The sequence below is a fragment of the Streptomyces sp. NPDC059785 genome (genome assembly GCF_042732375.1).
GTDB lineage: Bacteria > Actinomycetota > Actinomycetes > Streptomycetales > Streptomycetaceae > Streptomyces.
The window spans coordinates 11067-24181 of record NZ_JBHWHV010000015.1 but is presented as its reverse complement, the minus strand read 5'-3'; the positions used below and the strand labels follow the sequence as shown (position 1 = coordinate 24181).

The following is a 13115-nucleotide window of genomic DNA, read 5'->3' as shown; positions in this document are numbered from 1 at the left end:
GTCCGGGCTCCGGCCGGACACAAGCTCCGCGCGGGCCCGGACACGGGCCGCGCGCGGGCCGGCGAAGGACCTCCTGGGGGCTGAAGTGATGAGCGGGTACGGGGATCGCAAGGGCGCGGCCCCCTGGGGCAGCGGGGTGCGGCCCTTCTCCATCAAGACGAAACTCGGCACGCTGGTCGTCGTCTCGGTGCTCATCACCACCGGACTGCTGATGATCGCGGTGCACACCAAGACCGAGCTGCGCTTCATCACGGTCTTCTCGATGATCGCCACCCTGCTGATCACCCAGTTCGTGGCGCACTCGCTGACGGCGCCGCTGGACGAGATGAACACCGTCGCCCGTTCCATCTCGCACGGCGACTACACGCGCCGGGTCAGCGACAGCCGCCGGGACGAGCTGGGCGACCTGGCCCAGACGATCAACCTGATGGCGGACGAGCTGGAGGCCCAGGACCGCCAGCGCAAGGAACTCGTGGCGAATGTCTCACACGAGCTGCGCACCCCCATCGCGGGACTGCGCGCGGTCCTGGAGAACGTGGTCGACGGTGTCTCGGCCGCCGACCCCGAGACCATGCGCACGGCCCTGAAGCAGACGGAGCGGCTCGGGCGCCTGGTGGAGACGCTGCTCGACCTGTCCCGCCTGGACAACGGCGTGGTGCCGCTGCACCGGCGCCGCTTCGAGGTGTGGCCGTACCTGTCCGGGGTGCTGAAGGAGGCCAACATGGTGTCCACCGCGCGCGCGGGCATCGCCTCCGGCTCCGGCAGCCACACCCGTACGGACGTCCATCTGCACCTCGACGTCTCGCCGCCCGAGCTGACCGCGCACGCGGACCCGGAGCGGATCCACCAGGTGGTCGCCAACCTGATCGACAACGCGGTCAAGCACAGCCCGGCGCACGGCCGGGTGACCGTCAAGGCACGCCGCGGCGAGCAGCCCGAGTCGCTGGACCTGGAGGTCCTGGACGAGGGTCCGGGCATCCCGAAGTCGGAGTGGCACCGGGTGTTCGAGCGGTTCAACCGCGGCGGCGTCCCCTCCCCGCACGGCCCCGGCAGCGACGGCGGTACGGGCCTCGGGCTCGCCATCGCCCGCTGGGCGGTGGATCTGCACGGCGGCCGGATCGCGGTGGCCGAATCCGAGCGCGGATGCCGGATCCGGATCACTCTTCCGGGGCTACCTTCGATGCCGAGTTGACGTAGGGTTCGAACCGGAGCCACAAGATCCATCTCGCTTCGCGCCGGTGGACACGTGTGAGCAGGCAGATGCCCGCGCCCGGCAGGGACGTGCGGCGGTATCGGCGTACCTGAGTGAAGCGGAACCACGCTTGTTTCCCGCCATATCCACCCCCGAAACCCGCTTCTCGATGTGACTTACACGACGATGAGCAGCCCGGTCTGACCTTCTCGGCCACGGAGGCGTAGCCTTTATTTCCGCTGTCCATCACCTTGTGAAGCGGAAGAGGGCGGTTGCCGCCGTGTCGCCACAGTCCCCCAGTAACTCGAGCACCTCGACCGAGACCGACCAAGCGGGCAAGAATCCCGCGGCGGCCTTCGGTGCCAACGAGTGGCTCGTCGACGAGATCTATCAGCAGTACCTCCAGGACCCGAATTCGGTAGACCGAGCCTGGTGGGACTTCTTCGCCGACTACAAGCCGGGTGCCGCCACCGCCCCGGCTGCGTCGGGTGCTGCGGCCGCGGGGGCCGCCGGCACCACGACGGCGGCGGCCCCCGCCGCTCCGGCCCAGCCCGCCGCTCCGGCGGCTCCGGCCCAGGCCGCTCCGGCCGCGCCCACCGCTCCGGCCAAGGCGGCCCCGGCCGCTCCCGCGGCGCCGAAGCCCGCCGCCGCCGCGCCGGCTCCCGCGAAGGCCGCCCCGGCCGCCGCGAAGCCCAAGGCGCAGCCGGCCGCCGAGGCCGCCGACGGTCCCGAGTACGTGGCGCTGCGCGGCCCCGCCGGTGCCGTCGCGAAGAACATGAACGCCTCCCTGGAGGTGCCCACGGCCACGTCCGTGCGCGCCGTCCCGGTGAAGCTGCTCTTCGACAACCGCATCGTCATCAACAACCACCTGAAGCGCGCCCGGGGCGGGAAGATCTCCTTCACCCACCTCATCGGCTACGCGATGGTGCAGGCCATCAAGGCCATGCCGTCGATGAACCACTCCTTCGCGGAGAAGGACGGCAAGCCGACCCTCGTCAAGCCGGCCCACGTGAACTTCGGCCTGGCCATCGACCTGGTGAAGCCGAACGGCGACCGCCAGCTCGTCGTCGCCGGCATCAAGAAGGCCGAGACGCTGAACTTCTTCGAGTTCTGGCAGGCCTACGAGGACATCGTCCGCCGCGCCCGCGACGGCAAGCTGACGATGGACGACTTCTCCGGCGTCACGGTCTCCCTGACCAACCCCGGCGGCCTCGGCACCGTCCACTCGGTCCCGCGCCTGATGCCCGGCCAGTCCGTGATCATGGGCGTCGGCTCCATGGACTACCCGGCGGAGTTCCAGGGCACCTCCCAGGACACCCTGAACAAGCTCGGCATCTCGAAGGTCATGACGCTCACGTCGACCTACGACCACCGGGTCATCCAGGGCGCCGCCTCCGGCGAGTTCCTGCGGATCGTCGCCAACCTGCTGCTCGGCGAGAACGGCTTCTTCGACGAGATCTTCGAGGCGCTGCGCATCCCCTACGAGCCGGTCCGCTGGCTGAGGGACATCGACGCCAGCCACGACGACGACGTCACCAAGGCCGCCCGCGTCTTCGAGCTGATCCACTCCTACCGGGTCCGCGGCCACGTCATGGCCGACACCGACCCGCTGGAGTACCAGCAGCGCAAGCACCCCGACCTCGACATCACCGAGCACGGCCTCACCCTGTGGGACCTGGAGCGCGAGTTCGCCGTCGGCGGCTTCTCAGGCAAGTCGATGATGAAGCTGCGCGACATCCTCGGCGTGCTGCGCGACTCGTACTGCCGCACCACCGGCGTCGAGTTCATGCACATCCAGGACCCCAAGCAGCGCAAGTGGATCCAGGACCGCATCGAGCGCCCGCACTCCAAGCCGGAGCGCGAGGAGCAGCTGCGCATCCTGCGCCGCCTCAACGCGGCGGAAGCCTTCGAGACCTTCCTGCAGACGAAGTACGTCGGCCAGAAGCGCTTCTCCCTGGAGGGCGGCGAGTCCGTCATCCCGCTGCTCGACGCGGTCATCGACTCGGCCGCCGAGTCGCGCCTGGACGAGGTCGTCATCGGCATGGCCCACCGCGGCCGGCTGAACGTGCTCGCCAACATCGTCGGCAAGTCGTACGCGCAGATCTTCCGCGAGTTCGAGGGCAACCTCGACCCGAAGTCGATGCACGGCTCCGGCGACGTGAAGTACCACCTGGGCGCCGAGGGCACCTTCACGGGCCTCGACGGCGAGCAGATCAAGGTCTCGCTGGCCGCCAACCCCTCGCACCTGGAGGCGGTCGACCCGGTCCTGGAGGGCGTCGCCCGCGCCAAGCAGGACATCATCAACAAGGGCGGCACGGACTTCACCGTCCTGCCGGTGGCGATCCACGGCGACGCGGCCTTCGCGGGCCAGGGCGTCGTCGCCGAGACCCTGAACATGTCGCAGCTGCGCGGCTACCGCACCGGCGGCACCGTGCACGTCGTCATCAACAACCAGGTCGGCTTCACCGCCGCCCCGGAGTCCTCGCGCTCCTCGATGTACGCCACCGACGTGGCCCGCATGATCGAGGCGCCGATCTTCCACGTGAACGGCGACGACCCCGAGGCCGTCGTCCGCGTCGCTCGCCTGGCCTTCGAGTTCCGCCAGGCGTTCAACAAGGACGTCGTCATCGACCTCATCTGCTACCGCCGCCGCGGTCACAACGAGTCGGACAACCCGGCCTTCACCCAGCCGCTGATGTACGACCTGATCGACAAGAAGCGCTCGGTGCGCAAGCTCTACACCGAGTCCCTCATCGGCCGTGGCGACATCACCCTGGAAGAGGCCGAGCAGGCGCTCCAGGACTACCAGGGCCAGCTGGAGAAGGTCTTCACCGAGGTTCGCGAGGCCACCTCGCAGCCCGGCGAGGCGCCCGTCTCCGACCCGCAGGCCCAGTTCCCGGTCGCCGTGAACACCGCGGTCACCGCGGAGGTCGTCAAGCGGATCGCCGAGTCCCAGGTCAACGTGCCCGACCACATCACCGTGCACCCGCGGCTGCTCCCGCAGCTCCAGCGGCGCGCGTCCATGGTCGAGGACGGCACGATCGACTGGGGCATGGGCGAGACCCTGGCCATCGGCTCGCTGCTCCTGGAGGGCACCCCGGTCCGCCTGTCGGGCCAGGACTCCCGCCGCGGCACCTTCGGCCAGCGCCACGCGGTCCTCATCGACCGGGAGACCGGCGAGGACTTCACGCCGCTGCTGTACCTCTCCGAGGACCAGGCCCGGTACAACGTCTACGACTCGCTGCTCTCCGAGTACGCGGCGATGGGCTTCGAGTACGGCTACTCGCTGGCGCGTCCCGAGTCCCTGGTGATGTGGGAGGCCCAGTTCGGCGACTTCGTCAACGGCGCCCAGACGGTCGTGGACGAGTTCATCTCCTCCGCCGAGCAGAAGTGGGGCCAGACCTCCGGCGTCACGCTGCTGCTGCCGCACGGCTACGAGGGCCAGGGCCCGGACCACTCGTCCGCCCGCCCGGAGCGGTTCCTCCAGCTCTGCGCGCAGAACAACATGACGGTCGCGATGCCGACCTCGCCGTCGAACTACTTCCACCTCCTGCGGTGGCAGGTGCACAACCCGCACCACAAGCCGCTGGTGGTCTTCACGCCGAAGTCGATGCTGCGCCTGAAGGCCGCCGCGTCGAAGGCGGAGGAGTTCACGACCGGTCAGTTCCGTCCGGTCATCGGCGACGCCTCGGTCGACCCGGCCGCCGTCAAGAAGGTCGTCTTCACCGCGGGCAAGGTCTACTACGACCTGGAGGCCGAGCGGCAGAAGCGCGGTGTCACCGATACGGCGATCATCCGGATCGAGCGCCTGTACCCGCTGCCGGGTGCCGAGCTCCAGGCCGAGATCGCCAAGTACCCGAACGCCGCGAAGTACCTGTGGGCGCAGGAGGAGCCGGCGAACCAGGGCGCTTGGCCCTTCATCGCTCTCAACCTGATCGACCACCTGGACCTGGCGGTCGGCGCGGACGTCCCGCACGGCGAGCGGCTGCGGCGCATCTCGCGCCCGCACTCCTCGTCCCCGGCGGTGGGTTCGGCCAAGCGCCACCAGGCCGAGCAGGAGCAGCTCGTACGCGACGTCTTCGAGGCGTAAGCGCCTTCAGGGCAGCACAGGGCCCGTCCCCGAGTTCCGGCTCGGGGGCGGGCCCTTCGCCGTACGGTCTCAGAGCGGGGAGTCGGCGGGGCGGGTGCCGTCCGGCGGGTCGTAGTACACGGCGAGGTCGCGGGCCCAGGCGGCCGACCGGTCGTCGCGGAAGACGTCGGTGCGCAGCCGCAGGCCGCGGACCCGGGCGAGGAGTTCGCGGACGCTGTCGCAGCGGCGCAGCTCCCGCTCGGCCCGTTTGTAGAACTCGGCGCAGTGCCGGTGCTCCGCCGCTCGGCTCCAGAGGATCAGCGGGTACCCCAGGGAGCGTGCCTCGTCGAGGACGGCCGTGCCGGGGACGTCGCCCGCGTGGCGGCACCACAGGGGTACGGCGTTGGCCGGTGCGTCGCTGAGCACGCGGCGCAGCTCGTGCCGGGAGGGGTCCGGCGTCTGCGGGTCCGGCGGGCGCAGACCGGTCAGGGGTCCGCGCGAGACCGCCTCCCAGCGCTGCGCCCACTGGCTGGCCGCTCCGGCCGGCGCCCGGTCCCGGCCGCGGACGAAGACGTTGCACTCGGTGCGCAGGGCGGCGCCCGGCGTCCAGCGCTCCACGTCGAGGTCCCAGAGCAGTGCGTCCGGCAGCCGGTACTCGACCGTCGCCCTGAGCATGCCGGTGTCGGCGCCCGCGAGCGCGCGGGTGAGCTGCTGTCCGAGGGCCGGCGCGGGCCGGTCGGGGCGCACCGGCGCGGGGCCCGAGGTCACGTGGTGGGTCCGGCGGCCCTCCTGGACCGCCTGGACGCTCCAGGTGCAGCCGCCCGCGGGGTCCGGCCTGACGTCGACGGTGATGTGGCAGCCGCCGGCCGTGGCGCCCGTGCGGGACAGCGCGGCGGTGACGTCCCGCACCTGCGCGCGGGTCAGCCCGTCCCGGGCGGTCTGCTCGATCCAGGCCCGCAGCGGCGCGAGACCCTGGGTGCTGCGACGGTCGCTGAGGTGGGCCCAGATCCGGGCCGCGTACACCACGACCGGGCCGACGGCGCCGGCCGCGTAGAGCTGTCCGGCGCCGTCGCGCCAGCTCCGGGCGGTGTGGCCGGGCGCGGCCGGTGGCCGACCGCCGCCCTCCCGCTGGAGCCGCAGCACGGTCCGGGCCTCGGCGGGCGGCTCCAGACCGGCCAGCAGACCGTACAGCTCGGCCCGGTCGGCGGGCGGTGGTCCGGCCTCGTCCCGGCGGCGGGCCGCGTGGTGCAGGTCGTGCGCGCGGACGGTCCGGTGCCACAGCTCCGCGTTGCGCCGGCCCAGCAGGCAGAGGTTGCGCAGGAGCTCGATGCGCAGCGCCCCGCAGACCCGGCCGCCGCCGAGCGCCGCGGTGTCCGTGACGACGCCGACGACCGCCCCGTCGGACCGGCTCAGCACGGGACCGCCGAGGTGTCCGGGCGGCAGCACGGCGCCCACCAGACGTACCGACTCCGCGTTCCGGCCCTCCGCGCGCGCGGGTACGGCGACCGGCGCGACGGGGTTCCCCGCGCGCGGGACGCCCTGCACCAGCACGTCCACGGGCCGTGTGTCCGGTGCGTCCGTGAGCCACAGACAGCGGTGCGCGCCGACGCCGGGCACTTCGAGGACCGTCAGCTCCCTGATCCGGGCGACCGCGCGGGCGGGGTGGCTGCGGCCGTCCGCCGTGGTCACGGTGATCTGGGCGGGCCGCCCGCGGTCGGCGAACGGCCGCTCGTGGAGCACGGCGCCGCAGGTGACGAGGGTGCCCGGCGCGATGAAGAAGCCGCTGCCGGTCGCCGTGCCGCCCGCGTCGACGCGGGCCACCGCCCCGGCCACGGGATCCGCGCGGGTCCGCCGCACGGGCGGGGCCGGGGTATCCGCGCCGGGGCCGAGCCGTACGGTGCCGAGCCCGGCCCGTTCGTGCCAGTGGCCGTCGCGGGAGGTGACCAGGACGTGGCCGCCGCCGGGCAGCAGCTCCTCGACGTCCTCCGCGTCGCCCGTGGTGTCCCAGCCGTCGAGGACGATCAGCCAGCGCAGTGCCGTGTCGCGCAGCACGTCCCGCAGTGCCCCCAGCCGGTTGGTGCCGCCGCCGTCGGCCGGCAGTCCGAACTCGGCGCCGAGCCGGGCCAGTTGTCCGCGGCGGTGGGCCGCGTCCCCCGGCGGGATCCACCGGACGAGGTCGTAGGCGGAGCCGTAGCGGTGCGTGTACGCGGCGGCCAGCGCCGTCTTGCCCGAACCCGCGGGGCCCGTCACGGCGCACACCCCGGAGCGGCGGTCCGGCTCCAGGTGCCGCCGTACCAGGGTCAGCCGGTCGTCGGGCACGGTCACCGCGGGGTCCGGCTCCGGCACGCCGTCCCTGGCGGGCAGCGTGGGCCCGGGGAACTCCGCTCCCCCGGCCCCGGCCCCCGGCTCGCCCGGGCCGATGTCCAGACGGGCCAGCAGCCGCCGTACGGCCTCGGTCTCCGTGGTGTCCCACAGGGCCGTCAGGGGGCCCAGGTCCCGGACCCAGGAGGACGGTGCCGTGCGGGCCACCGTGACCGGCACGAGCCGGTCGTCACCGTGGCCGGGCAGCGGCCGGAGCGGGTCGGCCGGGCGTCGGCGGCTGTGCCAGTCGCCGACGAGGAGGACCACACGCCGCTCTGGGCCCGGACGCCTCACCAGGTCGGCGAGGACGTCGGCCAACGCGCCCGCGCCGCCGCGCACCGGCCGCAGCGACACCTCCTGCCCCCGGGCCGCCAGCACCTGCGCCGCCCACACCGCCCACGGCTCGTCCTGCCCGGCGTACACGAGGTCGACCGTACGCCGCCGCGTTCTCGGTGCGGGTGCCCCGAAACGGCCCGCCACCAGCGCGGACACCTCGGCGAACGCCGCCGGTACGGCGTCGGCGTCGCCCTGCTCCGCACCGGTGTCCGTCCCGCTGAGCCGGGCGAGGGCGAGGGCCGGGAAGTTGCGCGCCCGGCGCCCGAAGTGGCGGTCGACGTACTCGCCGCAGTGCTTGAGCACCAGCAGGGCGTCGCCCCGGGGCAGCAGCCGCAGCAGCGTCTCGCGCACCCCGGGCCCGAACTCGTACCCGTCCTCCTCGTCGCCGCGCCGCAGCAGGCCGCTGAGCAGGACCTCCGCCAGCACCGTCGGCCCGGAGCGCGGCTGCATGGCGCGCTGGACGAGCTGCATCACCGGCAGGGTGAGCGGGACCGCCGAGAAGGCGACCGCCAGGTGCACGGCCGCACGGGAGGCCGTGCGGCGGAAGGCGCGCACGGCGGCCTCGGGGTCGGCGGCGGGCCGCTGCCGCCGGGCCGGTGCGGGCGGGTGGTCGGCGCGCACCCAGGCGGCCGGGCCGGGCAGCGCGAGGCCGGTGCCGCCCGCCAGCAGCCGGGCCCAGGAGCCGAGCGCGCCGCGCGTCGGCGAGAGCACCGGCACGGGCAGGGCGCCCGGCGGCGGTTCGCCCTCGGCGGGGGTGAACTCCAGGCGCGCGCCGAGCCCTTCGCGGCGGCGCAGGGTGCCGGGCAGTACGGGCAGGTGCGTGCGCTGCCACATGCGCTGCGGCAGTGGCTGGACGACCGCGACGGGTGCCGCCCGTCCCCAGTGGTGCAGCAGCCGCTGGAGCCGCCCGGAGCGCCACAGCGGTCCGGCGCAGTCGCTGAGCACCAGCGTGAGCTGCCGTCCGGTGGGGTCGCGCAGCTGCTCGGCGGCGCGCAGCCCGCGGTCGCCGCGGCGCCCGGTGGCGGCGAGCAGCGTCCCGTCGTCGCCCTCGCGCAGGTAGTGCACCGTCACCTCGCGGAACGCGCCGAGGCCCGCGCAGAGCCGGCCCAGCTCCTCCAGCGCCGTGTCCCACACGCCGGTCGACGTGGAGGCGTCCATGAGCAGCCGCAGCCGGGACTCGCGGCGGGCGGTCGCGTGCAGCACGGGTTGCAGCAGCCGGGTCTCGGCGGCCTGTTCCGCCGTGGCCTGTTCGTCGAGGTGGAGCGCCGGGGTGCGCACGGGCGGCCGGTACTGCTGCAAGGGGCGCAGGGCGCGCTGGAGGGTGAGCGGGTCCGGCAGCGCGGTGGCCACCGGCACCCGGACGCGGAGGGGGCCGGGCCCCGCGGCCTTGACGGTCCGCCCGGCGGGCGCCGCGCGGTCCGGGTGGAGCAGCACGCGCCCCGGGTGCCCGCCGGGCGCGGGCACCGGGTCCGCGCCGTCGCCGTCGTCGTCGCCGGTGGTCCGGCCGGGTGCGACGGGGCCGGGCGGCGGGCCCCCGGAGGGATCGGCGGGCTCGGCGGGGCCGGGCGCACCGGTGTCCGTCCGCGCCGGTCCCACGTGCCGCGCCAGCCAGAGCGCCTCCGCGAGCTCCCGCGCGGACGGCTCGGCGCCGAGCGCGCGCAGCCGTGCCGTGAGCCCGCCCAGCCGCCCGTCTCCGTCCGGTGGTGTCATCAGCGCGGTCCCGGCCCGTGCTCGCCGTGGTCGAGCGGCCGCATCAGCAGCTCGGCGAGCCGCCGCCGGTCGGGCTCGCTGTCGCGGACCGCCTCCTGGGTGAGGTAGATGGCGTTGAGGAGCTGGTCGGCGGCGCGCAGCGCGCCGGGTGCCGAGTGCAGGAAGGAACGGATCAGCTCGTCGTTGCGGCCGGGGTCCTCGTCGCCGAAGTGGGCGCCGACCATGGCGCCGAGGCGGGCCTCGCCCCACGCGTCGTCGCGCGGCGAGGGCAGGTCGAGGTGGAGACAACGGCGCAGCAGTGGGGCCGGGAAGTCGCGTTCGCCGTTGCTCGTCATGACGACCACGGGGAAGGCGCGGCACCGTACGCGGCCGCCGGTGACCACGGCGCGCTCGTCGTCGTCGGTGAGCACCTCGACGTCGCTCTGCCGGCCCGCGATGCGCTGGAGCTCGGCGATCCTGAACTCGCCCTCCTCCAGGGCGTTCAGCAGGTCGTTGGGCAGGTCGATGTCGCTCTTGTCGAGTTCGTCGACGAGCAGGACGCGGGGGCGCTCCGCGGGCAGCAGCGCCGTGCCGAGCGGGCCGAGCCGCAGGTAGTCGCCGATGTGCTCGGTGTGCGCCGCGCCGCGCACCCCGGCCATCTGGGTGTCCTGGAGGCGGGCGATGGCGTCGTACGTGTAGAGCCCGTCGCGCAGGGTCGTACGGCTGACGACGGGCCATTGCAGGACCCGGCCGAGGCCGAGTTCGTGCGCGAGGGCGTGGGCGAGGGTGGACTTGCCCGAGCCGGGGTCGCCGGTGACGAGCAGCGGCCGGCGCAGGTACAGCGCGGCGTTGATGAGCTCCAGCTCCTCGGGCCGCCAGGCCGGGGCGCGGCCGCCGCGGGTGCCGAGCCGCCGGACCGACTCGGTGCCGAGCGGCGGTACGCGGACGGTGACGGGGCCGCCGTCGAAGTCGCGCCAGGGCGGCGGGGGCGGCAGCCGGGTGATCCCGTCGTGCGGCGCACCGGTGCCCCGGAAGATGTACCAGTCGGTGTCGGGGGCGTCGGGGAGGTCGGTCACGGGGACTCCAGCAGGTCGTCGCAGAGCGGGATGGGGCGCCGCGGGTCGTCGTAGAGGAGGGCGAGGTGTTCGGCCCAGTCCGCGTCCGCGTCGGCGAGGCTGACCCGTTCGCGCAGGGCCCGCAGTCGCTCCGGCAGTGCGGTGGCGCGGCCGGTGGAGCCGAGCAGTTCGGCGGCCCTGCCCTGGAGTTCGCCGCAGTCCTCGCCGCAGCCGTGCGGGTGCTCGGCCCGGCCGTTCCACAGCACGACGCCGTACCCGGCGGCGACCGCCTCGGCGAGCGGTCCGGTGCTCTGCGCCGGCGGCCGGCACAGGACGGGGACGGCGCCCGGCGGCGCGGAGTCCAGGGCGTGTGCGGCGTAGGCGTCGGAGGAGACGGGCAGGGCCTTGGGCACGCCGCCGGCGAAGCCGTGCCAGCGCTCGCGCCACACGGCGGCCGGTTCGCCGCGCCGTTTCAGACAGCGCAGGACGACCTGGCGGTGCACCCCGAAGGGCCGCTCGGCGGGGTGCGGGCGCAGGCTGCGGACCACCGGGCCCGGCCGCCACAGGTGGGCGTCCACCCCGAAGTGCTCGACGGGCAGCGCCACTTCGAGGCGGGCGCGCCGCTCGCTGTCGAGCCGCCCGAAGGTACGGGTGAGCGGTTCGTTGAGCAGGTACGGCAGCTCCGCGAGCGAGGCGCCCTCGCCGTCGGTGCCCTCGTCCACGGCGCGTACGGTGTCGGGGCCGCCGATCCAGGTCCAGATCCGCCAGTGGAAGCGGTCGTGCGGGCGGAAGAGGTCCGGCTCCAGTTCGACCGCCACGACGGGGCCCTCGTCGTCGTCCTCGTCATGGGCTCCGGCCCGCGGTCCTGCGGCCGTGCCGTGTGTCTCGTCCGGTCCGGCGGAGGCCCACGCGGCGACGCCCATCAGCAGGGCCCGCAGGTGGTCGGGCAGGTCCGCGGCGCGCCGGCCGACCCAGCGCTCCAGGTCGGCGGCGGCGTCCGGCGCCCGGTCGGCGCAGGCGCGGGCCACCGCCCGCAGATAGTGCAGGGACACCAGGTCGGCGCCCTCGGGATGGTCGTAGAGCCAGCCGTGTCCGTCGCGCCAGTCCCGCGGGGCGAGTTCGTCCTCCCACAGCGGTTCGTCCCCCAGGACACGCTCGACCAGGCCCTGTAACTCGGCCGCGGACCGGGGCCTGGGCAGCACGGCGAGCAGCGCGGAGGCGTCGGCGCTGTCCCGGGGACCCCACCGGCGCGCCTCGCCCCGGCAGAGTTCGTCCTGCGCCCGCACCCAGGACAGCCCGCCGCCGGCCCGCTGGTGCCAGGTGTCGTGGGCGCGGATCAGCCCCGCGTACGGGTCGGCGCCGAGGCCGTGCTCCCCGCCCACCGGGACGGCGTGCCGGAAGCCGCGCAGCGCGGTGGCCGCGACGGCGAGGCCGCCGTCCCGCTGTGCGCGGCGCGCCTTGACGACGCCCGCGACCAGGCCGCGCGTCCGGTCCAGGAGCGGTCCGCCTGAGGCGCCGTGCGGGATCTCCACCTGCGGCGCGAGCGTCAGCCCGTACGCGCCGTCCTTGCCGTTGCACTCGGTCTGGCCGCTCCAGCGCTGCGGGGCGCCGCCCTGCGGAACGCGCCAGCCGTGGGCGGTGACGGCGAGCGGCGGGTCGTAGCGGTCCGTGAGCCGCACGCACGCGTGGTCGACGTCTTCGGCCAGTCTGAGCAGGACGAGGTCCTGCTCCGGGTCGGTGCCGCCGCCGAGCCGGTACGCGGGGCGGGCCCGGGTGTCGAGCCCGCCGTGCCCCTGCACCCGGAGCGTCACCGGATACTCCGGGTCGGGTCCGGGCGGCAGGATGTGGGCGCAGGTCAGCACCCAGCCGGGCGCCACGAAGAAGCCGCTGCCCCACAGCTTTGCCGGGTCCTCGCCGGGACCGATCCGGACGGTCGCCCGGACGACGAGCGCGTCGAGTTTGGCTGCGGTCATGCGGTCGCGGCGCCCTGCCCGCCGGCGATCGGGGTGACCTGCGCGGCCCCGGTCTCGTCGGCCCGCCAGGTGAGCGTGATGGACAGCGCCGCCTTGGTCCCGCCGTCGGCGAGCAGGGCGACGGCCTTGCCGGGCTTGACCGCGAGCTCGACCCCGAAGGTGGCGCTGACCTCGTCGGGGCGGACGCCGCGGGCCGCCTCGACCACGGCACCGCCGACACCCCGCACCAGCTCGTTGAGCTGATCGATACGGGCCGCCATGTGGTCGAACGCGCCCACGTCCTCGTACGCGAACTCGTCGCCGCCGCCCGGGATCTCGCGCGGGTCGAGCACACTGACCCGCGCCAGCACCGTCCCGCCCCCGGGAAGCTCGATCTCCTGGATCCTGCGGTCTGCCATGGCGTCCCCCGTGGTGGACCCGGGACAACTCCCGTCGTCTCG

At 74.5% G+C, this 13115-nt stretch carries 6 protein-coding genes; 2 read left to right on the top strand and 4 right to left on the bottom strand.

The window, feature by feature from the left end; all coding sequences use genetic code 11:
* Positions 1-88: 88 nt before the first annotated feature.
* Positions 89-1192 carry an ATP-binding protein gene (locus ACFV6E_RS14155; protein WP_385172247.1) on the top strand — a complete coding sequence of 368 codons (1104 nt, stop codon included), beginning with the start codon at positions 89-91 and terminating at the stop codon, positions 1190-1192.
* Positions 1193-1472: 280 nt separating this feature from the next.
* Positions 1473-5282 (top strand): multifunctional oxoglutarate decarboxylase/oxoglutarate dehydrogenase thiamine pyrophosphate-binding subunit/dihydrolipoyllysine-residue succinyltransferase subunit, encoded by a 3810-nt coding sequence (locus ACFV6E_RS14150; protein WP_385172245.1) that lies wholly within the window; start codon positions 1473-1475, stop codon positions 5280-5282.
* A 69-nt stretch (positions 5283-5351) separates the two neighbouring features.
* On the opposite strand, the gene ACFV6E_RS14145 is transcribed toward ACFV6E_RS14150, so the two are convergent.
* From ACFV6E_RS14145 to ACFV6E_RS14130, 4 genes are read right to left on the bottom strand one after another with little or no spacing between them, the layout of a single operon-like run.
* A complete protein-coding gene (locus ACFV6E_RS14145; RefSeq protein ID WP_385461618.1) occupies positions 5352-9668 on the bottom strand; it encodes an SAV_2336 N-terminal domain-related protein in 4317 nt (1438 codons plus the stop codon).
* A complete protein-coding gene (locus tag ACFV6E_RS14140; protein ID WP_385172240.1) occupies positions 9668-10723 on the bottom strand; it encodes an AAA family ATPase in 1056 nt (351 codons plus the stop codon). The genes ACFV6E_RS14145 and ACFV6E_RS14140 overlap by 1 nt, the downstream gene beginning before the upstream one ends.
* On the bottom strand, positions 10720-12675 hold the full coding sequence (locus ACFV6E_RS14135; protein ID WP_385461615.1) for a trypsin-like peptidase domain-containing protein: 1956 nt from the start codon (positions 12673-12675) through the stop codon (positions 10720-10722). The genes ACFV6E_RS14140 and ACFV6E_RS14135 overlap by 4 nt, the downstream gene beginning before the upstream one ends.
* Positions 12672-13073 (bottom strand): CU044_2847 family protein, encoded by a 402-nt coding sequence (locus ACFV6E_RS14130; RefSeq protein ID WP_385461612.1) that lies wholly within the window; start codon positions 13071-13073, stop codon positions 12672-12674. The genes ACFV6E_RS14135 and ACFV6E_RS14130 overlap by 4 nt, the downstream gene beginning before the upstream one ends.
* Positions 13074-13115 lie beyond the last annotated feature (42 nt).